The sequence below is a fragment of the Pontibacter ummariensis genome (genome assembly GCF_900188175.1).
Taxonomy (GTDB): Bacteria; Bacteroidota; Bacteroidia; order Cytophagales; family Hymenobacteraceae; genus Pontibacter; species Pontibacter ummariensis.
Window position 1 is genome coordinate 61577 of sequence record NZ_FZOQ01000023.1, and the last position, 23183, is coordinate 84759.

The window sequence follows — 23183 nt, forward strand, 5'->3', positions numbered from 1 at the left end:
TATAGTTTTAAGTACCGAAGCGTATTGGACTGTGTTGAGCTGGATAAGCAACACAGCCATCAGGTATAGATCATCTTCACCGTCATGCCACCGTCTATAGTCAGGCTCTGCCCGGTAATAAAGCCTGCTTTATCAGAGCAAAGGAACAAAGCCGCTTCGGCGATATCCACCGGATTACCTACCCGCCCAACAGGATGCTGCTCTTTGTCCTGCTGGCTATGATGGGGCTCGTACCGCTGGCTCTCTTTTTCCCAGGGGCCTACCTCAATCCACCCCGGGGCAATGGCATTTACCCGGATGCGGGGCGACGTAAGGCTCACCGCCAGTGCGTGCGTGAGTGCCTCCAGCCCCCCTTTAGAGGCTGAGTAGGGAAAGGTATCCGGTTCTGACATAAAGGCGCGGGTACTGGAGATGTTCAAGACAGCAGGATGCCCCGCCTTGTGCAGGAGTGGCAGAGCATACTTGGTACAGAGCAGCGGTCCGCGCAGGTTCACCGCTATTACCCGGTCAAACACTTCCATGGCCATTTCCTGCAATGGCCCCACCTCCGGGTTCGCAATTCCGGCGTTATTGATGAGTACATCCAAATGCCCGTGCTTCTCCCCTATCTCTGCCATCAGGCGCTCTACCTGCTCTTCGTTGGCCACATCGCAGGAAATAAAGTCTACGGCCAGGTTCTGTTCCCGAAACCATGCCATTGCTTCGTCCCCTGCTTCTTTGTCGTTATCCGCTATGATCACATCGGCACCTGCTTTGCCAAAGGCCTGCGCCATCCCGCGGCCTATGCCCTGGGCGCCTCCGGTAATAAGAACCTTTTTGGCGGTATAGTAGTCGCTCATTGCTGTGTTCGAGGTGTTTGGTCTTTTGTTGCCTGTTTGTACGCGTCGGCCAACGGAATAGCTTACAAAAAATTGGTTATTTTAATAGCTATATAGTACTTTGTTAAGCAAACCCTGTTCTATGTTACATCCCGCACGGGAAAAGTATCTTTATGAAAGAAAACGTCTTACTATTTATTGGTGGTATCGGAGTAATAGAGTTGTTCCTTGTACTGCTCTTCCTGGTGATTCCTGTAGGGCTGTGGTTATGGGCCTTGATTGACATGCTGCAGAGTGATTTTACAGACAAGACAAATAAGTTGATCTGGGCAATTGTGATCATATTTGTGCCTGTTTTAGGCGCACTGCTGTACTTACTCATTGGCCGCTCACAAAAAGTAAAGCAACAGAAAAGCTAAGTTCGGCTTGTCGGTCCTGTTGCTTTACCTTGGACTATGGAGTCTCAGGCTAGGCCCGCGCAACGCCTTCTCACTTACATTACCTGCTGCTACTGGGGCTGTCTTACCATTTGGCGGCGATGCAGCCTGCCTGCTCGACCAGAAGCAGTTTGCGTTTGAATCGAACACACAATAGCGTAGCATACCATTAAACAAACAAAATGAATTTTAAAATTACCCTCGCTGCCCTGTTGCTGACGGCCGGCAGCTTTACCACCCAAGCACAATCCGTGAAAAAGCACGGACAGTTACAGGTAGACGGCACACAACTGAAAGACCAGCAAGGAGAAGCCCTTACGCTACGCGGCATGAGTTTTGGCTGGCATAACTACTGGCCCCGCTTTTACACGCCTGGCACCGTTAAATGGCTGCGCAAGGACTGGAAAAGTTCGGTTGTACGTGCGGCCATGGGAGTCGAACCTCGGAACGGTTACCTGGAGAAGCCGGAATGGTCAAAAGAAAAAGTAAAGGCCGTGGTAGATGCCGCTATCCAGGAGGACATGTATGTGATCATCGACTGGCACAGCCACAACATCAACCTGGAGGAAGCCAAGGAGTTCTTCGCCGAAATGGCCCGCACTTACGGCCATAGGCCCAACGTGATTTATGAGATCTTCAATGAGCCAGACGAGGAGTCCTGGGACGAAGTGAAAGCTTATTCGAAAGAAGTAATCTCTACCATCCGCGCCATCGATCCCGATAACATCATCTTGGTAGGCACTCCGCACTGGGACCAGGACATACACCTGGCAGCTGATGCCCCTATTACTGGCTTTGATAACCTGATGTACACGGTGCACTTCTATGCCGCTACCCACAAACAATCGCTCCGCGACCGGTGCGACTACGCCCTCAGCAAAGGGCTGCCTCTCTTTATCTCTGAATCTGCCGGCATGGAAGCCACAGGGGACGGCCCGCTCGATGAGAAAGAATGGCAGAACTGGATCGATTGGGCAGAGAAAAACAAGGTGAGCTGGGTCACCTGGTCTGTGTCCGACAAAGACGAAACCTGCTCTATTCTGTTACCAAACGCCAGCTCGGATGGCCGTTGGAAAAAAAAGGATCTGAAAGCCTCTGGCATAAAGAGTCGGGAATTACTAAGAAGTTACTCCAGGAAGAAGTAAAGCAAGGGCTTTTAAAAAAACAGGGGAAGCGATCCTCTTCTTCCCCTGTTTGATGAAAGGCATAACATGAACATAAGCTGCTACTTTCCTTTTTCCTGTTTTTGCCTTCGCTATATCCTGCTACCCCCTTACCCCATAAAGGGCTTTCAAATTTTACCATTGCCTAGCCGGGCCTCTTCGATCTGCTGGAAGAACATCACGTAATCTGACAGAGGTCGTATACAAAAGCTGTTGAAGCTGCATGAAAAATTTAATCGTGGCGTATGAACCTGAGGTGAATAATAACCTGTAACAACTGCGATATGAAAGGTGCCCCTCAGCCCCAAAGCGAACGTCCCAGCAACAGCCTGCTCAAACAATTATAATGAAGCAGATATATCTTTCTCCCGGGACACCTTCCAGATAAAGCCGTCGAGGATGTAGTGGGTAAGCTGTGGAAGCGCTAGCAGGGGCACGAGCACCGTGAGCAGCAGTTCATCCTCAATAATCGGCAGACCTGTAAAAAGGCTGAAAACGCTTTCGTGGTCTCGCCACACCAAAGCATCCCACAGTCCCTCCTCCACGTATGCTAGCAGAAACACCAATCCCAGGAAAAAAGCGATGCCGGCAGCACCAAATGCTAGTCTTTCAGCTAAGCCAGCGGTTGCACCTGCTTTTCTGTACTTCCGCTTGCCAAAGATCCAAACTGATGCCATGTAAGGAATACCGTGAGACACGACATTGAAGGTGGTAAAAATGAGGTCGCCATTATAATACACAATGCCCAGGTACCAGGAGAGGAGGGTGCCCAGTATGACCAGATTCCGCGGTAGGTTCAGGTACTTATTGCGCCATACACGCCGCACCTCTTTCAGTAGATAAATGGCCAGCACCAACAGGTACATTCCTGTTAAAAGGGGCAACAAACCGGGTTGCGATAGAAAGTAGAAATCATTCTCCAGGAACCAGTTAAAGCGGCGGTTCCCCTCCAGGTGCCAGTACAGCAAAGGATAGATCGTGGCCACGTAAACGGTAATAGTGTCTATCTGGCGCTCCAGTTGTGACTGCTTTTCCTGTCGTGAATACAGGCGCAGAAAGCCGTATTGCTGCCGCACAAAGTGGTAGACCGCCAGGTAAGCCAGTACCCGCCAGAACACGAGGCCACCCAGCGAGTGCAACAGCATGCCTCCAAGCCAGGCCAGCACCGGCACCCACAGTAGCAGTTGCTTTTGCTGGCGAAGCCTTTCTTTGTCGAAGTAAGTCCGGAACAGGGTGCTCCAGACGTGCCCTACATCTATAAGTAAAATCAGCAATACCCAAGCTGTAACCGACACAGCATTGTCCTTTGTCTGGAAAAAGCCGGGGAACAGCATGATTGCCAGCAGGCATAGAAAGGGCGGCGACAGAATAAAAAGGCCATCAACTAGTGGCGACTGTAACCAGGGTTGCTTCTTTTGCTCTGTCATGCCAGCTTAGAACTTAGCAACTGCCGGGCAGCGGTGACGCCTTGGTAAAAAGCCTCCTCAAAAACAGAGATGCCGCTCAAATCTGTATGGGCGAAGTACACCTTGTCAGCATAAGGCATATTCGCCATTTCCCGGTCCTGTCCCCAAATAAAGCCTGGTGTCGGGCGAATCATGCCGTGGCCCCACACCCACACATCCAGTTGCTCTACTTGTTCGCGCAAGCTCGGATGCGCCTTTTCCAATTCCTGTAGTACAAACTCTTTCCAGGTGTCGTAACTGCTACCATAGGCTTTTCCGCGTGCGGCAGCTGGGGCTTCATCGGCTAAAGCGTGGTAAAACGTAATTGTCTTTTTCTCCGGGAACAACGCTACCTGTTGATGATTGGCATACACATAGCCCAAGGATTTGCTGCCGTAGATCACATTGTCCCAGCTCAGGCCGAAGCCTTTGCTCCGCGGAACATCTTTAAGGGTGAGGTTAGCCACCAGCCAGGGGGCATAATTAAACTTACGGAGGTTACGTGAATCCAACAACGCAGGCAGAGCGCTTAACAGCCGCTGGTTTACAAATTGTGGCGTGGCCATAACACACTGTTTCGCCAACAGGCGTTTATACTGCTGCGTGCGCAGGTCCATGTAGTCTATCACCACTTTACCCTCCTGCTCCCCCACCCTATACACCATGGCATTCGTGCGTATGCTATCGGCACAGCTTTCGCGGAGGCGCTGCACCAGCCAGTTATTGCCTTCGGGCCAGGTGAGAACGCGGTGCGATTCTGAATTAGCTGCCCTTGCCTTGCGCGCAGCGAAATAATGTATACCTGCCCAAGCCGAAGTATGTGCTATAGAAGAGCCGAAGTCATCACGGCAACAATAATCCACATACCAATGCAGGTACTCAGAAGTCAACTCCTGTTGCTGCAGCCACTCCAGCATCGTCAGCTTGTCGAGGTCGCGGTACTGCACGTCGGCAGAAGAATGACCCAAGGGAATATCAAAGGCAAACTTGCCGTCCTTACCCTGTGCCTGCTTCAACTCTTCCATCAGCTGCTGAAAGCGGGCTATCTGTTGTTGGTCGGCCTCGGGAACGCCCCAATGCGGCACCAGGCCCTCCTGCCAGTAATTGTGGATGTACAGCCGCTCCTCCGGGTCAAAGCACAGGTAGTACTCATTGTAATTCGGCAAGCCCTCTCCGTCGAAACCCGTAATCACGTTGGTCTCCTGCAGGAATTCCAGCAGTTCTGTAAAGGAATTATTCGGCAATGGCAGGTAATGTGCCCCCCAGGGATAAGCCGTGTGCCCGTTTTTACCCGCAGCTGCATTGCCACCTGTCTCGCTCTCTAGCTCCAGTAGTAATATCTTTTTAGCTGAGTGCTTCTTTAGCCAGCGGGCCGCTGCCAAGCCAGAGGCACCACCTCCCACAATCACCACCTCCTGCTCTTCTACTTCTGTAGGCTCTACTGTGATGCCTTTTCGTAGTAAGTGCCCAGCCTTAAAGGACGGCCCCAGCAACTGCCCTTGCATCTGCTGTGCCTGTGCCTTGTTAGCACAAGCGGCTAGCCCTCCGCCTGATACAGCCAGGCCACCTAATGCAGCCATGCTTTTCCGTAAAAAGTCCCTTCTTCCTGATTGCTTCGGCATTTTTTACTTATTCAATATAGTGACACCTCGTGTTGCTTACCTGATTTTTAAGTTAAGAGCTTTATGTCCTCTCCTTAAACGGGAGATCTAAATGAGCCCCCATTAGCTAAGTTCTCTCCCGCTTATCACCGTAAGTTAGGGCGTTACTTCGGCTGTCTCTTTCTGTAAAGACACTTTCGCTGTACTAACTTAATTCACGAACTGCGCCCACTCCTCCTCGAAGTAGTGCACCAGCACCTGGTTATTCAGTTTGTTAACCTCTGTTTCTACACGAGGCATGTCTTTAGGAAATACCGCCATCTGGGCAAAACTCGCGGCATCCACAAACTTCAGTTCTTTCGGGTAATCTGGATTGAGCTGCCAGTTCGTTTTGCGCTGCGCCAGCACAAAGCCCCAGTCCCCGAAAGAAGGCACGTGGGCATGATAAGGCAACGTGCTGAAACCGCAACTCTGTAAGGTATTAACTACACACCAGTAAGACTTCGGAGCCACAAAAGGCGAGGTAGCCTGTATCACTACTTTGCCCTCCGGCGTAAGGGTGTTTTCCAACAAACGGTAGAAAACATTGGAATATAGCTTACCAATCGAGTAGTTGGAGGGGTCCGGGAAATCGATGACCACGAAGTCAAACTGCTTCCGGTTTTCCCGCAGCCACTGAAAAGCATCTGCATTAATCACCTCCACCTTTTCTGATAATAATGACTCTTGATTAAGCGCTACCAGTGAGGCGTGTGACTTGAAGATCTTTGTCACTTCCGGGTCCAGGTCTACCAGGGTGACTTTCTCAACACCGGGATAGCGAAGAATCTCCCGCACCGCCAGCCCGTCACCGCCGCCTAGCACCAGCACCTGCCTGGGGTTCGGCACAGCATTCAGCCCTGGGTGCACCAGCGCTTCGTGGTAACGGTACTCGTCAGCACTGCTAAACTGCAGGTTACCGTTCAGAAACAGGCGCAGCTCGTGCTCGTTTTTAGTGAGCACCACCCGCTGGTAGGGTGACTGCACCGAGTACACGATCTTATCAGCATAGGCCATGCTCTCGGCAAAGCTCATGATGCGGTCGCTGAGGATAAAGCCTGCCACCAGTAAGGCAATGGCCAGCATACAAGTCGTTTTCAGGTAGCGTGTCCAGCTGATCTCCTTGCTGAAGAAAAAGCAGAGCCATAAAGCAACGCCAGCATTCATCAAGCCAAAAAAGAAAGAGGTGCGCAACAGCCCCAGGTACGGCACCAGCAAGAGTGGAAACACCACCGAAGCTAGCAGCGCACCAATGTAGTCGAAGGTAAAGACTTTTGAGACCAGATCTTTGAACTCAAAACGGTCCTCGAGGATGCGCATGATGAGCGGGATCTCCAAACCTACCAGAATGCCCGTAAGCGACACCAGCATGTACAGCACGATGCGGAAGGAGGCCACCTGGTTAAATAGCAGGAACAAGATTGAGGAACTCAGGCCTCCCACCACCGCCACCAGCACCTCGATCTGAATAAACCAGGCAATCAGGTTGCGGTTAAAAAACTTGGAAAGATAACTCCCGATCCCCATCGAGAACAGGTACACCCCAATAATGGTGGAGAACTGCGTGACGGAGTCGCCGAGCAGGTAACTGGCCAGTGTGCCAGCCACCAATTCATATACAAGCCCACACGTAGCCACCACGAACACCGAGAACAACAAAAGGGCTTTTACATTAATACGCATAAGCAGTAAGCTATCTTTAGCCATGCACCGCCGAGGCGATGATAATGGCAATGGCAATAATAAAGGCTCCGAAGATAATGGCCAGGGCCTTGTTCTGCTTCTCCAGGATCTCCTTCCAAAGGTTGTCCGGCGTGGCTTTCTCCACGGCCCAGAACGTAACCACCAGTATCAGGATACCGATGAGCGAGTACACCAGCGAAGCGATGACGTACTTAAAGTTGATAAGTGGTTCCATATAATTTATTTATGATAATATCTGCTGCCACGGTATCCGGTGCTACCGCCTGTACTAGCTCCATTCGGCTCAAACTCCTCTTTATCGTCGCCTAAAATGCGGGTACCGGTAGCGGAGGTATAAACAAAGAAGGACAGCACCAATGCCAGGTAAGCAAGGAACAGTTTGTAGATGGACGATCTTTTCATAACTAATCGTAGGTATAGGTGGAATAGTCGCTGTTCATCCAGCGTGACTTTTCGTGCGAATGATGGCGCAACCACTGCACCAGCGGCACTACCGCCAGCAGGGCCAGTACGATCCAAAAGTTCGACCAAAGAGGAACGTCCTCCCGCACCCACAGCCGGAAGGTATCCACCCTGCTGAGCCTATCCTTATAAGGCTGCAAAATAACATTATAAGTACCATTGGGCATGGCCGAGAGATCTACATCATTCATTTTGCTGCCTTCATGCCAGCGTTCCCCGCCACTATAGCCCTCGTAGTACTCCGTGCCCAGTTCTAAGTCATAAACTTTGTTGGTCTTCGTGTTGATGAGGGTAATTCCCAAAGCAAACCAATCGTTGTAAACAGGCGCAAAGAGTTCAAGCTCCAGGTTTGAACTGCCCGTCGGGGAGTTCAGCTCAAAGCCTGGGCCCGAAATGGCAGAAAGCCTGACAGGGCCATACTCCTCCTGCGGCAGGGGCACCATATAACTCTGGTCTGACAGCAGGCCCGGGCGATTAAAGAGCAGGAACAGGACTTGTAACACCAGCAGCACCCCGCAGGCAATGCCGCCCACCTTTGCTACTTCCTGAAAGGAAAACTCTTTGCTAAAGGGCTCTATAGCGCCCACGCCACTTCGCTCCGGCATCGGCCCCGATATGCTGAAGATCTCGCGCAACACCTCCGGCTCTATATGCTCGCCCTGCATCCAGCAAACCTCATCAGCACTCACCTCCTGTACCAACATGTAGGGTGGGGCTATGTACTCTGCATACTTGCTCACACTTTCCAGTATCCGCCACGGAAACTCGCCCTCTGCATACCTTACCAAGCTGCTGTACCTATGAAAAAGCTTATACTCCTCGACGCCATAATATATGCTGCTGGCATGGGTCTCTTTAAGCGGCAGGTCGGCCAGGTAACGGAAAAAGGTCCAGTGCCCATCATACTCCGACAAGAAAGCGTAGCCGTGCAAGGGGTTAAACAACACGTACTCGCGCCAGCGGTAGGGTGCCTTCGTCTCCTCATAAAGCACAAAGCCCACCACCTGGTACAGTACCTCTTTGATGCGCCCCTTGGCTCCTATCGGAATAGTAAGGGGATATTTGTATTGCTTCAGGTTCTTTAGACCGATCCACTGCTCATTCTGCCACTGCAGCACATGACCACAGTTCGGGCAGCCTACGCTTACTGCCTGCGCATGCGTTACCAGCGGGATGGGATAAGTACAACGAGAACAGACAAAGGAGGAAGCGGAAGGCAGCTTTTCCTTCTCCACTACATCAAATCCACTCATGGTGCGCACGCAGGTTTTGAAGTTGAAGGTCTTCCAGGTACTGGTACTGCCCGACATACACCTGCACGCGGGTAGGACTGTAAATATTTGCGATCCCCATCCCAAAGGTGTCAGGCTGCAGCAACTCGAGGCTAATAAAGTGATGTTCCTGGGTGTTGCTGTCGGGTATCTCGCCCTCCAGGTAAGTAGCCTGTTCCTCGTCCAGCAGCTCTACCTGTAGAGCTGCATTTGCCAATGTTAGGATGCTCCCCGGCTCGGCTTTCTTGAAAACCTTGGGGTCTGAAGGAGGAATCTCTTTGAACAAGCTGTAGTTTCCGGCCCATTCCCCTAGCCACATCTCCTCTCCTTTGCCGGTTAAGATGTACCAATGGTTGCGATAGCCCTCCTTAAAGAAATATTGAATGCGGCCCAATACCTCAAATGAAATCCCCTGGTACTGCCCGGTGGTAGCAGGGCGAATGATACTCATGTCCTCTTTTACCGGCTCCGCCTTAGGGAGCTTACCAACATCGAGGGAGGCCCGGCGGTTAATGGACTGGCAACGGGAACAAACCAGAGCCGTCGCCATTTCAGATTTAAAGGTAAGCCTGTTGCCACAGGAGGGGCAGGAAAAGGGTAAGCCTGTTTTCGATAGCATGGATGCAAAAGCTGCGTTAGCAGTTAGTGTCTAAACTTTAGAAGCCCGAAGGTAGCGCCAAATTTGTATCACATCCAAGTACAGGTATAACATATTCCACCCCTCTTTTGCATTTTAAGCTAAGTGGCTGCAAGCGTAATATAGCACTCGAAACAGCTTTAAAAAAAACGGGCTACAAAGCGCTACTGCTTCACAAGCCCGTTCTCCTTATCTGTACGATATCACTACTTAAGCAGCACCCTCATAAAAAGTAACCTGGCCGGTCTCTACATCATACATACCGCCAACTATTTTTATCTCGCCGTTCTTTTCCATGTCGGCCAGAATCGGGCTTTCTTTTCTGATCCTATCAAGTACGTGGTTCACGTTATTCACCGTCACGTTATACACAAACTTGTCGTTGCTTCCGGTTCTCTCTCCCTCAGGCGTGTCCTTCTCACTGTCCATGGCAGGCTTTACCTTTTTCAGCAGCGTGGTCAGGTTCCCCATGTCCACGTGGTTACAGGCTCCGTAGATGGCGCCGCACTTGGTATGCCCCAGCACCACTAGTAGCTTTGACCCGGCCGCCTTGCAGCCAAACTCCATGCTACCCAAAATGTCCTCGTTGAGGATGTTGCCGGCGATGCGGATACTGAAAATATCTCCCAGGCCCTGGTCAAAGATCAGCTCGGCGGAGGTCCTGGAGTCGATGCAGCTGAGGATGGTGGCAAAGGGGAACTGCCCCTCAGACGTTTCGTTCACCTGCTGGAGCAGGTTTCTGTTGGCCTTGAGGTTGTTTACAAAACGTTCGTTGCCTTCTTTCAGGATTTCCAGGGCCTTCTCGGGCGTTAAGCTTTGCTGTGTTTCTTTTGTGTGGGTTCTCATATAGTTTATTTTGCTGTTTTTACATTAGGTAAAACGCCTCGGGGGTTAGAGGCTTCGGCACTTCCGGTTTCTGCAGTACCTGCTTTATGTTAATCTCGATGGTCCTGGCAATGGCCGTAACCGATGTATCGGTCGGTTTATTACGGAAAGGATCCTGCATGTGCCGGGCCGTTTTCTCGATCAGAAAGAACGTGGAGGCAATCAGCACCAGGATCGGAATTTCGAAAATACCCACTGTCTCTACCAGGGCCAGCGACAAGATAATCAGGAAGAGGTAGATAAAAAAATGCACAAACAAACTATAAGTAACCGGGAAGACCGTGTTGTTGATACGCTCCGCTTTCCCCATAGAGTCACAAAGCCGCACGATGGTGTTGTCTAGCTGCACTTGTTGGTAAGCGTTAATCACCTCTCTTTCATGCAGTTCCTTCAGGTCATTCATGTGTAGCATCAGCAGTCCGTACGGCTTGTTGTTCTGGGTACGCAGAAAGCCGATCTCCTCTTCCTGCAGGTGCTCCTGCTGCTTCTCGGCAATGGGCTCCAGGCCTCTTAAAGACTGGCCCAGGCAATAGCACCAGGCTATCTGCCGAAAGGACATTCTGGTCACGGCCTCCTCCCCAAACCGCTGGTAATCGTCCCGAATAAAGGTCTTTAACTGCAACACCAGCGACCGCGAATCGTTTACGATTGCGCCCCACACTTTCCGGGCCTCCCACCACCGGTCATAGGACTGGTTTACCCTAAAGGCCAGCAGCAGAGAGATGGAGGTACCCAGGATGGTCGGAAGCTGGAAAGGAATAATAGGTAAGTAATCGGCTACGAAAAGCTTTAACAGATGGAAAGCAATAGAAAAAAGCAGCACCCTGAACACATCCCATTTTATTTTTCTGAAGATGTAGCGAAAGGGAATTCTCTTTTCGATCAGCATGCTTTAAAATGTTTCTTCTGGAGTTGACGTATTAACGGTTACATTCCCTCCTTTTACTCGGTAGGCCCCACCTACGTTACCATTATGCCTTACTTTAGAAAAAGAAAACGAGTTTAGCTTAGCCCTGAGCGAAACTCGTTAACAGATTTGCGCGCCCAGCAACTGGCCAAACCATCGCGCAACAAGGACAAGGCCGCTACTGCTGTTCAGACACTGTTCTACCCACACCACGACCGCTACCCTCAGAGAATAACCTTTAAGCGGCTGTCCCGTCTTTCTCCTTACTAAGTTTTTGTTATTACACCTCCACAAAGCAAAGTATGTTAGCAAAGATACCGCTCGTTCGCCGCATCGTATACCCCTTACAGCAGTTCATACAAGCAGAGTCGTTTAGCGGCATCCTTTTGATGTTTGTAACGGTCTTAGCGCTTGCATGGGCTAACTCGCCCTGGGCCGACACCTATGCTAAAACCTGGAACACCCCCTTTACGATCGCCCTCGGTGAGTTTGGCCTGACCAAAGCGGCCATCCTGTGGATCAACGACGGGCTGATGGCGATTTTCTTTTTCGTGGTAGGCCTGGAGATCAAACGGGAGGTGCTTATGGGGGAGCTGTCCTCCTTAAAGAATGCGGCCTTCCCCGTGGTGGCAGCTATAGGGGGCATGGCCGTTCCGGCCCTTATTTATGTCCTCTTCAATTACAACACAGCGGGGATATCGGGATGGGGAATCCCCATGGCGACTGACATAGCCTTTGCCCTCGGCATACTAACCCTGCTGGGGAACAGGGTGCCGCTCTCACTCAAACTTTTCCTGGTTGCCTTTGCCATCGTGGATGATATCGGCGCTGTGCTGGTGATTGCGCTTTTCTACACCGCTGAGGTAAACTTCACATTCCTTATCGGCGCGCTTGTAGTTTTTGCCTTTTTAATGATCATGAGCGGGCTAAGAGTACACAGCATCTGGCTCTACATCCTGCTGGGCATCTTGATGTGGGTGCTTTTCCTGAAGTCCGGGGTGCATGCCACCATTGCCGGTATTCTCTTAGCCGCGACCATTCCGGCACGCTCTAAGATCACAGAGGCAGAATTCGTGTCTTCCACCAACGACCTGCTCACCGACCTGGAGGCTCTATACACGCCAGCGCCAGGCCAGGTGGCAGCAGCAGATGACATGGAAGAGGAACAATACCAGGCGGCGGTGTACACTATCGAAGACAACTGCGAAGAAGCGCTCTCTCCCCTCCACAGGCTGGAGCACTCGCTGCACCCTTGGGTAGCCTACGCCATCATGCCCATCTTTGCCCTGGCTAACGCCGGTATCTTCATCGATGCCAGCCTGACCAGTGGCTTCTCAAACTCGGTTTCCTGGGGCATCGTACTTGGCCTGGTGCTGGGCAAACCGGTGGGTATCATCTTGTTTACCTGGCTAGCATCTGTAACGGGCCTGGTTTCAAAGCCGCCGTCATTCCGTTGGATGCAGGTGGTAGGCGCAGGTCTTTTAGGAGGTATCGGCTTTACGATGTCCATTTTTATTGCCAACTTGGCTTTCGCTGGCTCTCCTTTCCTGGCACAGGCAAAGCTGGCTATTCTCTCCGCCTCTTTTGTGGCAGGGATAACAGCCTACCTGCTGTTACGCTCCACCTCCACAGAAACCGCTGAGGAATCGTGACCCTTCCTGCAACCAGCTCAAAGTGATAGGGGGCTGGTTATTAGTTACTCTTGTCCTCCTAACGCTACTGTGTAATGCAACCTACTGGTCCTAAACGTGCTGAGCATTTTACTTCTTTTAGTGGGATTTGTAGTGCTAATTTTCGGCGCGACGAAACTAGTGGATGCCGCCTCCAGCCTGGCGGCCAGGCTGGGTGTTCCAAATATCGTGATCGGACTGACTATTGTGGCCTTCGGAACGTCTGCCCCTGAGCTGGTAGTGAACGTGATTGCCGCTCTCAACAACAGTACGGAAATGGTGCTGGGCAATGTACTCGGGAGTAATATCTTTAATGTGCTGGGAACACTTGGAGTTGCTTCCCTCATCTATCCCCTTACGGTTAAGACCAACACGACCTGGCTGGAGATACCACTGAGCCTGCTGGCGGCGGCCGCCGTGCTAGTAATGGCAAGTGACATCTCCCTCGGTGACGCCCCCCTAAACGTTATCTCCAGAGGTGAAGGTATTACTCTGCTCCTGCTCTTCACGGTCTTCCTCGTTTACAATTTCACAGTGGCAATAGGCAATCCTGGCGAGGAGGAGAGAAGCACAGTGCACTACTCCTACCTGAAGGCCTTCCTGTTCATAGCCCTTGGGTTGGCAGGCCTCGTCATAGGCGGCAGGTTGATCGTAGACAGCGCCGTGCGCATTGCAACGTTCTTTGGGCTGTCAGAAAGGATCATCGGACTTACAATCGTATCCGTGGGCACCTCCCTGCCGGAGCTGGCCACGGCAATCGTGGCAGTACGGAAGCGGAACGTGGACATAGCCATCGGGAACGCCGTTGGCTCCAACATCTTCAATATCTTTCTGATCTTGGGCGTCTCGACCGTTGTCAATCCATTACAGGTAAACCCGGCCGCTTTTACAGATATCGCCGTGAACCTGGTTGCAAGCCTGCTCCTGTTTATCTTCATCTTCACGGGCAAGGGAAGGCAACTGGCCAGGTGGGAAGGGGCCATTTTGTTGACCTTATATGTTGCTTACCTGGGCATGCTGATCTCACAATAGCACTGCTGCTGCTTAGGCACGTACTTACCATCCACCAGTGTACTGCATTAAAAAATAACTTTTGGCTGACTCCCTCGTCTTTCTCCTCTAAAGTACTAGTTCCAGATCATGCTAAATGTCTTACTTCTCCTCGTCGGGTTTGTCGCCCTGATTTTCGGCGCCACAAAACTTGTTGATGCCGCCTCCAGCCTCGCCTCTAAAATGGGGGTTCCCAGCATCGTCATTGGCCTAACCATCGTGGCCTTTGGCACATCGGCCCCGGAACTGGTGGTCAATCTCTTTGCCTCCATCAACAACAACACCGAGATGGTTTTGGGCAATGTGCTAGGGAGTAATATCTTTAATGTGCTGGGAATATTGGGCATTTCCTCCCTGATTTACCCCCTGGCAGTCAAGACCAACACTACCTGGCTGGAGATTCCGCTGAGCCTGTTGGCGGCTGTCGCTGTACTGATCATAGCGAACGATAGTTACCTCGGTGACTCCTCCCTAAACATTATCTCCCGGTCTGAAGGGTTAATCCTGCTCCTGTTCTTCGCTGTGTTTCTCGTTTACAACCTGACGGTGGCACAGAGCGGCTCCGGAGAGGAAGAAATGCAGACAGAGGACTACACTTACCCAAAGGCCATTTTGTTCATCGTACTCGGACTTGTTGGTTTGGTAGTGGGCGGCAGGCTGATTGTGGACAGCGCCGTGAGCATCGCGGAGGCCTTTGGGCTATCAGAAAGAGTCATCGGCCTCACGATCGTCTCCATTGGCACCTCCCTACCGGAGCTGGCCACCTCTGTGGTAGCCGTAAGAAAGCGGAACGTGGACATTGCTATTGGTAACGTGGTGGGGTCCAATATCTTTAATATTTTCTTTATCCTTGGCCTGTCTACTCTTGTCAACCCGTTGGTCGTAAACCCCAACTCCTTTCTGGACATCGCCCTGAACCTCTTCTCCGGTCTGCTCCTGTTTATTTTCATCTTCACGGGCAAGGGAAGGCAGTTGGCCAGGTGGGAAGGGGCTGTCTTCCTCATGCTTTATATAGCCTACCTCGTCATACTCATTACACAATAAACCTGCCTGTTCGGGGATAGCAACAAGAGAAAGCCGAAACAGCATTTGCACACAATTTTAAAACCTAGTGCTCAGATTGCTGTAGATGTAGAAGAACAGGTCTCATAACAACATCACGCTGCTACGTATGCCTACGCTAAGCGATTTATCTGCCATGATCACCCCGGTAGTCCTGATTCTGGCAGCAGGACAACTCATCCTGACGACCTCTCAGCGACTTGCCCGCAGCGTGGAGCGTGCCCGTAAGCTCTCGGAGCAGTTTGAGGAGCTGGTCCTGAAAAAAGAAGAGACCAACTCAGCTGTAACTGACTCCGCCGAGAAAAGAGAGCTACTCTACAAGCTACTTACAAGGGCAGCTAACAGATCCAGGAAACTACAGCAGGTCATGAGCCTGCTGTATATCGCCTTATCCATCTTCGTGGCTACCAGTTTGTCTATCGGTTTACTCGAGGTATTCGGGCTGTTAGTGATATGGGTACCCGTGGTGCTCGGCTTATGTGGCGCAGGCTTCCTTTTTTATGCGACCATCTTACTTATATCCGAAACACGAATCGCCTTGGGTGCCATTGATATTGAAATGGATTACCTGGTGAAAAACTACAGCAAAGAGCTTCCTGACGTCTCGCCAGCTAAAAAGGCATAGTTCCAAAGAGCCCTGCTGTTGTGATAATTCCTGGTACCTTTTTTACTGCTTTCCCCGCACCCTGCTAAATTTAGCGAAGCGCTTGTTTATCCGATTTGCTTCCTGCTATATTTGATGCCATGTCCGGTCAAGAAACGATAGCGAAACAACTTAGGCTCCCCCTCATTGGCTTGGCCTTTGTCCTTCTTTTCGCCTTCCAGGTGAAAGGGGCGGTTCACTTCTTTTCTGCTCCCCTCGGTGCCGGCTACGTGTACCACCAGGAGGATGAACAGCAGCAAAACCTGTGGCAGGTAGAGGAAAACAGTAGCCGCGATGGCCTTGTGTCTGACTGGCAACTTTCCCTTGCGGCAGCCCTCGTGGTTTGCCTCCTGCTGTCTTTTTTCCCTGACGATGACGTAGCGAAGCCCCTCACTGCGTACCCTCCCCTCTTATCGCGCAACTTTTGCTGCATTGTACCGAAAGGCCCCTAACCCTGCCCAAGGTATATTCTCTCTCTTCTTACGGTTAGCAGCTGTGTCCTTCGATCTCAGATGCATGGCTCTGTAGCAGCTTTGTTTTTTAGCCCTGCAAAAGGCTACCCGTGCTTAGGTTTGAGAGCGTGCCCTTTTTGCAACTCCTGGGACACCTGTGCCCAATCTTACAGAAGAACTTACATCAAAATCAAAGTACCCCGATGCAGCCTGTTGACGACATCCTGTTCCTGCTAGTGGTCCTGAGCTTCCTGGATTTTAAAAGCAAGATTAATCAGAAGGGGCTTCAGTTGGAACCTTCGATGTTTTAGGGTCACCTCCCCCTTCCTGGTCAGGACAGTGCTAACGCTCCTTTAAAATTGTGCTGTTACCAAACAGCAAAGTAACCAACAGTAAACCCGCAGGTGCTGCATTTTAAGTGACATCATACAGTATAACCTTTAACAAAACCAAAATGGATTTAGGAACAACTATTATAGGACTCTTCTCCCTGGCACTTTTCATCGTGCCGATCTTGTACATACAAAGGGGGCAGCGGCAACAGAAAAAGAAGTTTTTAGAAGACTTTTTAAAAGTAACCGAAGGGCAACAGCTAAGCATTCGCCAGTACGACAGCTGGCCACCCTACTTCTCGATCGGGATAGATCCTGTCCAGCGCAAGCTGTCTTACCTAAAGAAACAGGATCAGAAAGAACAAACAGCCTTAATTGACTTGTCAGAGGTAGCTTCCTGCCGGGTAGTTAATGAGCACAGAGATGTAAATGGCACCAGGGTAATTGATTTTGTCGCGCTACGCTTTGCGTTCCGTAACCCACGGCTATCTGAACAGGCCCTAGAGTTCTACGACAGAGAGGAGAGCATGTCATTAAATGAGGAACTAATGCTCGCCGAAAAATGGCAGGGCATTGTAAATGCACACCTACAAGGAACACCGCAGGCGACGCAGGTAACATCGGCAGGTAGCCCTGTTATAGCATAACAGGACAATGAACGTTTAGCTGGTAAATGGCAGGATGATATTACCAGGTATTGTTTAAACAGGCCCGGGCTAAGCTCCCCGGGCTTTTTGCTATCGTACAGGAAGGACAGCTTTAAGAATGTGTCAAAGCTGTGCCTTCTTGTTTCAAACGATAGACAGACGAGACTTAGAGGGAGGTCATCAATGCCCGGCTATCCAACAAAAACACTACTGTTCCCTTTGCCTCAGCCATATCGATTATGTACTTAGCATATCAATCACTTTCCATCGGCAGGTAAGAATTTAAGTTCGATACCAAAGAGGCCCTCTGCACCTGTTTTTTTGTAGGTGCGGAGGGCCTCTTTTATCGGCATCCTTCTTAAAACTTATGTTTGCTGATCAACTCTGGAGCGTAAGCTTTTTGCTTTCTTAGCACTAGGTACCTCTCTGTACTAGTTCTACCTCCGAGTCTTATGGATACTATTAAAGAAAGTAAAGCCCTTAAAGGCAGGTCCCTGCTTTCTTACGGAATAACCTGCTTCTACAGCTCTACTACCATAGAAACGTTAAACGCTGCCCCCTTGCCCTTCGTGTACAAGGTTGGGGAGGTAAACCACTGCGAACGGGCCGGGAAGTAGTCCTCGTTAAGCAGGTTCTCCACGCCCATGTTAAAGGTCGTGTTTTTGCTAAGCCTGTAGCTGGCCGACAGGTTCACTAACTGATAAGGGTCCACAGGCCCCTGGTAGAAGTTATAGGTTCCCTTCTCGTTCATATCAAACCTGTCCCTTGACCCGATACCTGTGTACTGCAGGTTAAGCCTTAGCTTGTTGTCGAGCAGGGCGTAACGCAGGTAAGCCGTGTATTTGGGAGGGGAAATGCGCTCGCCTCCCAAATACACATCCTCTCCATCGTTAAAGCTGCCGTTCTCGTTTGCGTCCCGCTTTCCTTCCACATAAGAGAAAGTCGCTCCCAGGCTCAGGTTTTCCAGCACCGCCGCATCGGCTGTTGCTTCAAACCCGTGGATCTTCTCCGGCGTGCGCATCACCACGAACACCCCGTCCTTGTACTGCCCGCTAGCGCCAAGCTCAGAGGTGCTGATAAAGCCAACCCCTTCCAGCCTTATCTTCCCGAACTTGCTCACAAAGCCCGCCTCGTAGTTGTTGATCACGATGGCCTCTGTGCTGATCTTGCTGATGTCGTCCACCCTGGCGGAGCGCAGCATTACCCCGATGTCAGCCACCGAGAAACCCTGTGAGAAGCTGGCATAAGGGGTAAACAGATCATACTTATTATACCTAAGTCCCGCATTAAAAAGGTAGGCATTGTAACCAAGCTCACCACCCTTCACAGCAAAGCCAGGGTTATCGATCGCACCTGTAGTTGGATTAACTGTTCTAAGGGTTGTGTAGTCCTCTACTGCAATGTTCACTTTCTCGGCTCTGAAGCCCCCCTTAAAGATCAGGTCCTCCGCAATCGTAGTCTTCAGTTGCACAAAAGGCGCCACGTTAAGCATGTTCATCTCTGGCACCCAGGTTCTTCCGTCAACCAGGGGCTGGGAGGTCACGTCATTCAGCACATCCAGGCCATAGGTCACGTCTCCATCCACGCGCGTGCTTATTTTGTAAGGAGTCGTCAAGGCACCCCTTGCTCCTTTCTTTTCAGAGGAGATCATGGACTGCCCCCCATGCTCAAAGGTAGGCGACCAGAAGAACACATTGTCAACCGACTGATAGTAGGCATCCGCCTCATAGCGGCTATTCAGGAAAGCATGCTCCCCGGAGAAGCGCAGATTCAGGTTGTGGTTAGACCGTACCCCCTGCGGAACACCCAGCGTCTCGCCCAGCACGGCTCTTGTCTTCTGCCTGTCCTGGTAGTTTCCGTACGCCGGCACATAGTTCGATTTCTGTTCGCTACTGTAGTAATTATAGGTTAGCTGCAGGCGCTTGAAAGCTGTAAAGTCATAGCCCAGCTTTACAAAACCGTTATAAGCGTCGGTCTCGCCCAAGCCGTAATCCGGTGGAAGCACGTCTCCTTCCGCGTCCTTCCACTCCCCTGTCTGCTCATAGGCACCGCTCAACACATAATCGAACTTGCCGGTCTTGCCATAGAACATCTGGCTTACCCTGGCCCCTATGCTGTTGTCGGCATCCACCAGGGAGCCTGTCATACCCAGTGTGGTTCTGGATGAGAACGGCTTTTGTTGCCGCGGCGTTCTGGTGATGTAGTTGATAAGCCCCCCTGCGGCACCGTTTCCGTAGATAGCCGTTGCCCCCTTTATGACCTCCACCTGCTCGATGGCGTCCGGGTCCAGGGCGCGCATGTCCACCGCGCCGTTGCGAAGCGGCGTAGACTGCGGCACCCCGTCGATCATCACCAGCATCGGCCTTCCGCGGAGGGTCTGGCCCCAGTTGCTGCTAGTACCCGTGCTTGGCGCCAGGCCCGGCACTTTGTTGCTCAGGATATCGATGACGTTGCTGCTTACCAGCATGTCCTCCTCTATCGCTTTTCTGGAGAGCACGGTAATGGAGGAGGGAACTTGGTCGATGGTTTCGGGAGTGCGGCTGGCCGATACAACCACCTCGCTGAGCCCCTGCTGGCCTGGCGACAGTCGCACCTGCAGCTCCTTTGTCTCTCCCTCTTTTACCTGTACGGGCAAGGACTTGCGCTCAAAACCAACTGCAGATACAATTAGCCGGTACTCTCCTGCCTTTACGTTCTCCAGTATAAAGGCTCCCTGCTCGTTAGTGGTGGCACCGGAATTAGTTCCCTGCAGGAACACACTGCCGAAGGGCAGTGGGCTGTTCTCTGTATCCAGAACGGTGCCCCTTATTCTGCCTGTTTGGGCATAAACACTGACCACCAGCAACATATAGGCAACCAGAAAGAGTAAAGTTCTTTTCATGTTTTATTATTTAGAATCGTTTTAAATTATTGTTTGCTGCAAAAGTAAGACGGAAAAGCAGAAAGCAAAAGATTAATTTAGATTTATTCCAAATAGTCTTTTACCTCAAATCTATTCTCTATAGATTTGCCTTGATTCCCCGGTTATAGGGGCGCAAGTCGGAAAGGAAGACGGCAGGAAATAAACAAAAAGAGGATTTGAAAAAGCGGGTTAAGCGGGTATTCTCTATCCATCATTGGCTAGGGCTGTTAGCAGGGCTGTTCCTGCTAATCTCCAGCGTCACGGGTTCCGTGCTGGTGTTCCACCACGACATCGACCACGCACAGTTCGCCGGCCTGTCCACGCTGGCAGTGCCCGCAACGGAATTGAAGATCGATAGCTCTATCGCACGCATTCTGAAGGCTTACCCGGGAAGCGACGTCCGGGTGCCGGAACTCCCTAAAGGGCAAGACCAGGCGCTGAAGTATGAGATCCGGAGTACTGAGGGGCGTAAGTGGGTTTTTGTGCACCCGACGACAGGAGAAACGCTGGCGACCGTGGCGCGCGCAGACAAGCGGTTGGTACATACCCTGCTCGATCTCCACTACAACCTGCTCTCTGGCACCCCAGGCAAGATAGGGGTGCTTTTAGGCGGGCTTTCTCTCATTGTGCTTTCCATCACAGGCCTCCTCCTCTACCGCAAGTCCATTTGGAAAGTGCTTGCCTTTCGGCAGCGTGTGTCCTTCAAAAGCAGGCGTTCCTTCTTCTCCAGCCTACACCGGGTAATCGGCGTCTGGAGCCTTGCCTTTAACCTGTTTATTAGCATAACGGGCACCTGGATCGCCTTCACTATTGTGCAAAGCGCCCTTAGCCCTGTCAGTGTCAGTACCGTGGAGGGCAACGCCCCAACCATGGTATCGGTGGACAGCGTGCTAAAGCAGATCAGCAAGGACTACCCGGAGTTTGAAATCAACTACCTCCGCTTTGCTGGTGGGACCCTTTCGGCCCTCGGGAGGCTCAAATCAGACCCATCTTATTACGGGGTTACCTTTAGTAACCTGCAGGTGGACCTGAGCTCCGGGCAAGTGAAGGGGGTGAACTTTGTAAAGGACAAGCCCTGGCATGAGCGCCTGCTGCTAGTGTTTAAGCCATTGCACTTTGGTGACTATGCTGGCTTACCCGTAAAGCTTATTTACTGTTTCTTCGGTACGATGCCCGGTGTGCTGGCCGTCTCGGGCTTTCTGGTTTGGAGACTGCGAAACCGTAAGCCACAGGAAAGGATAGTAAGAAGAAGGCTTCCTTTAACACCAGGCGATGCCTTAAAGCCAATATCAAACTAAGCCTGCATGCATAGTGACTGTACTCTGTTCCTGGTCACCTTCTGCTATTGCACAAACAATACATTACTTTGTAAACACGCTTCCTTTAGAGGCTGCCCCATCACATAGGCATACAACAAAATACGCAGCAGCAATGGAGGGTAAAGGCTTTGTTGTACATACCCCTTTCAGAGTACCTAGAGGGACTTTTCAGTAATCTCGTTTGGACTCGACCAAATACCTACCCTTAGAAAGGGTAACAAAGGTGTTGTGCCTAGTCATAGATACTTTGATAGCACCATCAAGTTTATGCTTGTCAGCCAATTACAAACAATTAAATTTTGCTAATTATTACTATTTACCCCCTTTGTTTACCCAAAAAAAAGCACTTACAAGTAAAACCTGTGCGTGCTTCTTTTATATTAATTCCGCTAAATTTAAACCAGATTGCTAGTTCTTAGAAGGCGTTTTGGTCTATCCAGCTAAGCTACGGGAGCTTCTTTTTTGATAGAGTTTTCTCTATCCCGTAGAGGAGCCTTATCTCTTCAGGAACTTCCTCACCACCACCTTTTTTTCTACCTCTGCGATCAGAATGTAGAGACCTGGAGTCAAATTTCCTACATGAATCCTGCCTATTCTGTCGTGCTGAAAGGGAACAAGCTTTCCACTCATGTTAGCGATTCGTAAAGGTTTAAAATACTTATTCCCGCTGTTAACGTAGATGAAGTCGGAAACCGGGTTAGGATATAGCGTAAGCGCTTCTCCCTCATAGGCCTCTTCAATTCCCGTCACCTCCCTTTTCTTTGAGCTCCAGAGTTGACGTCCGGAAGAAGTAGTCTCCGCCAAGAAAAGCAACTCCCCATTACAAATCATAAAACTGGAGGGATTGGAGCTTTTCTGACCCAATTCCATATCAAATAGCAGCTTAGTTGTGGACGCTGTTCCTTCTGTTGCCCATACCTCGGCCCCGCTCTCCGCTGTATAGGCACTGAAGTAAAGCTTTTCTCCATCTGCTATAAAGTACGCAGGAAAGGAACCTACTTGACCCTCATTGATGTCGCTCATAAGCAAAGTCCCTTCACTTGTGCCATCCGTCTTCCAAAGCTCATAGCCATGGGTCCTATCATTTGCACGATAAAAGGTCTAATCCGCAACAACAACGGACGTGGAATAAAAGTCATCAAGTCCAATTTTTGATGTGCTTATGTTATGAACCAACTGGGGAGCAAGTTCCTGCCACTAATTTGCATGCCTGCTGGAGCATAAATTTTGTGGCTGACCAGCTCTTCGGCGGCCGCAAATTCCGCGGCTTAACTGTAGTCGATAATTATAGCCGCAAATGCCTGGCCATCGAGGTGGACCAGGGCATGAAAGGGGAATGACACTGCAGGAATGGATACAAAAGAATAGAATGAAACCTAACTCTCTACTTTAGAGCTGGCCTAAAAACGGGCGGACCTAAACTGCTTAAATCTGCGCAAGCTACCTATTGAAGCTCGGGGAGGTTAAACCAAAGCCGGGCACTCTCCCCTTGTATGCACACAAGTGTGGGTGAGACGGGCGGAGCCTATTCTGCAAGACGGGGCTCAGGGGCACTTTACATGCTCAAAGAAAACACGACATGAACCAGCACTGATGAGTTCTTAGACCTTTTTGGGGCCTTCCTCTAGAACAGGAAGCGTATCTCCCAACTTTTATGACTCGTGCACCTGGCAAGCTTCCAGAACATTTCCGTCTGGATCATAAAAGAAGAAGTACTTCACGACGTCATCTTCTATC

Annotated in this window: 21 protein-coding genes and 1 pseudogene; 10 read left to right on the top strand and 12 right to left on the bottom strand. The window is 50.8% G+C overall.

Annotated elements, in window-relative coordinates:
• Positions 1-59 precede the first annotated feature (59 nt).
• The gene (locus CHB92_RS20150; RefSeq protein ID WP_089321038.1) at positions 60-839 is read right to left on the bottom strand and encodes a glucose 1-dehydrogenase; all 780 of its coding nucleotides are present in this window, start codon (positions 837-839) and stop codon (positions 60-62) included.
• Positions 840-991: 152 nt separating this feature from the next.
• Between CHB92_RS20150 and CHB92_RS20155 the strand changes: the two genes are divergently transcribed.
• Complete coding sequence (locus tag CHB92_RS20155; RefSeq protein ID WP_089321039.1) at positions 992-1237, top strand: PLD nuclease N-terminal domain-containing protein; 246 nt, start codon at positions 992-994, stop codon at positions 1235-1237.
• Positions 1238-1437: 200 nt separating this feature from the next.
• The gene (locus CHB92_RS20160; protein ID WP_089321040.1) at positions 1438-2400 is read left to right on the top strand and encodes a glycoside hydrolase family 5 protein; all 963 of its coding nucleotides are present in this window, start codon (positions 1438-1440) and stop codon (positions 2398-2400) included.
• Between the two features lie 359 nt (positions 2401-2759).
• On the opposite strand, the gene CHB92_RS20165 is transcribed toward CHB92_RS20160, so the two are convergent.
• The 9 genes from CHB92_RS20165 to CHB92_RS20205 all read right to left on the bottom strand — a co-directional run bounded on the left by CHB92_RS20165 (position 2760) and on the right by CHB92_RS20205 (position 11351).
• Positions 2760-3845, bottom strand: a complete 1086-nt coding sequence (locus CHB92_RS20165; protein ID WP_089321041.1) for a hypothetical protein — start codon at positions 3843-3845, stop codon at positions 2760-2762.
• A complete protein-coding gene (locus tag CHB92_RS20170; protein ID WP_179223115.1) occupies positions 3842-5443 on the bottom strand; it encodes an NAD(P)-binding protein in 1602 nt (533 codons plus the stop codon). The genes CHB92_RS20165 and CHB92_RS20170 overlap by 4 nt, the downstream gene beginning before the upstream one ends.
• A gap of 231 nt (positions 5444-5674) precedes the next feature.
• On the bottom strand, positions 5675-7186 hold the full coding sequence (locus CHB92_RS20175) for a polyamine aminopropyltransferase (RefSeq protein ID WP_245842754.1): 1512 nt from the start codon (positions 7184-7186) through the stop codon (positions 5675-5677).
• A gap of 16 nt (positions 7187-7202) precedes the next feature.
• Positions 7203-7421, bottom strand: coding sequence for a DUF350 domain-containing protein (locus tag CHB92_RS20180; RefSeq protein WP_089321044.1), 219 nt, complete (start codon positions 7419-7421; stop codon positions 7203-7205).
• 5 nt (positions 7422-7426) lie between these two features.
• The gene (locus CHB92_RS20185; RefSeq protein WP_089321045.1) at positions 7427-7609 is read right to left on the bottom strand and encodes a hypothetical protein; all 183 of its coding nucleotides are present in this window, start codon (positions 7607-7609) and stop codon (positions 7427-7429) included.
• A 2-nt stretch (positions 7610-7611) separates the two neighbouring features.
• Positions 7612-8922 (bottom strand): DUF4178 domain-containing protein, encoded by a 1311-nt coding sequence (locus CHB92_RS20190; RefSeq protein WP_179223116.1) that lies wholly within the window; start codon positions 8920-8922, stop codon positions 7612-7614.
• The gene (locus tag CHB92_RS20195; protein WP_106219188.1) at positions 8909-9559 is read right to left on the bottom strand and encodes a hypothetical protein; all 651 of its coding nucleotides are present in this window, start codon (positions 9557-9559) and stop codon (positions 8909-8911) included. The genes CHB92_RS20190 and CHB92_RS20195 overlap by 14 nt, the downstream gene beginning before the upstream one ends.
• Positions 9560-9787: 228 nt before the next feature.
• Positions 9788-10423, bottom strand: coding sequence for a carbonic anhydrase family protein (locus CHB92_RS20200; protein ID WP_089321048.1), 636 nt, complete (start codon positions 10421-10423; stop codon positions 9788-9790).
• 19 nt (positions 10424-10442) lie between these two features.
• On the bottom strand, positions 10443-11351 hold the full coding sequence (locus CHB92_RS20205) for a bestrophin family protein (RefSeq protein ID WP_089321049.1): 909 nt from the start codon (positions 11349-11351) through the stop codon (positions 10443-10445).
• 320 nt (positions 11352-11671) lie between these two features.
• Here CHB92_RS20205 and nhaA point away from each other — a divergent pair, with 320 nt between their 5' ends.
• The 6 genes from nhaA to CHB92_RS20235 all read left to right on the top strand — a co-directional run bounded on the left by nhaA (position 11672) and on the right by CHB92_RS20235 (position 17225).
• On the top strand, positions 11672-13021 hold the full coding sequence (nhaA, locus tag CHB92_RS20210) for a Na+/H+ antiporter NhaA (RefSeq protein WP_089321050.1): 1350 nt from the start codon (positions 11672-11674) through the stop codon (positions 13019-13021).
• 96 nt (positions 13022-13117) lie between these two features.
• Positions 13118-14071 (top strand): calcium/sodium antiporter, encoded by a 954-nt coding sequence (locus CHB92_RS20215; RefSeq protein ID WP_089321051.1) that lies wholly within the window; start codon positions 13118-13120, stop codon positions 14069-14071.
• A gap of 108 nt (positions 14072-14179) precedes the next feature.
• Positions 14180-15133, top strand: a complete 954-nt coding sequence (locus CHB92_RS20220) for a calcium/sodium antiporter (protein WP_089321052.1) — start codon at positions 14180-14182, stop codon at positions 15131-15133.
• A gap of 127 nt (positions 15134-15260) precedes the next feature.
• Complete coding sequence (locus CHB92_RS20225) at positions 15261-15776, top strand: DUF2721 domain-containing protein (protein WP_089321053.1); 516 nt, start codon at positions 15261-15263, stop codon at positions 15774-15776.
• Between the two features lie 119 nt (positions 15777-15895).
• Complete coding sequence (locus CHB92_RS20230; protein WP_144266352.1) at positions 15896-16246, top strand: hypothetical protein; 351 nt, start codon at positions 15896-15898, stop codon at positions 16244-16246.
• A gap of 454 nt (positions 16247-16700) precedes the next feature.
• On the top strand, positions 16701-17225 hold the full coding sequence (locus CHB92_RS20235; protein WP_089321055.1) for a hypothetical protein: 525 nt from the start codon (positions 16701-16703) through the stop codon (positions 17223-17225).
• A 520-nt stretch (positions 17226-17745) separates the two neighbouring features.
• On the opposite strand, the gene CHB92_RS20240 is transcribed toward CHB92_RS20235, so the two are convergent.
• Complete coding sequence (locus CHB92_RS20240; protein ID WP_089321056.1) at positions 17746-20106, bottom strand: TonB-dependent receptor; 2361 nt, start codon at positions 20104-20106, stop codon at positions 17746-17748.
• Between the two features lie 197 nt (positions 20107-20303).
• On the opposite strand from CHB92_RS20240, the gene CHB92_RS20245 reads away from it, so the two are divergent.
• Positions 20304-21425 carry a PepSY-associated TM helix domain-containing protein gene (locus CHB92_RS20245; protein WP_089321057.1) on the top strand — a complete coding sequence of 374 codons (1122 nt, stop codon included), beginning with the start codon at positions 20304-20306 and terminating at the stop codon, positions 21423-21425.
• A gap of 516 nt (positions 21426-21941) precedes the next feature.
• Here CHB92_RS20245 and CHB92_RS26325 read toward each other — a convergent pair.
• A complete protein-coding gene (locus CHB92_RS26325; protein ID WP_144266353.1) occupies positions 21942-22469 on the bottom strand; it encodes a T9SS type A sorting domain-containing protein in 528 nt (175 codons plus the stop codon).
• A 173-nt stretch (positions 22470-22642) separates the two neighbouring features.
• On the opposite strand from CHB92_RS26325, the pseudogene CHB92_RS26210 reads away from it, so the two are divergent.
• Positions 22643-22783, top strand: a pseudogene (locus CHB92_RS26210) (IS3 family transposase); the annotation flags it as partial.
• Positions 22784-23183 lie beyond the last annotated feature (400 nt).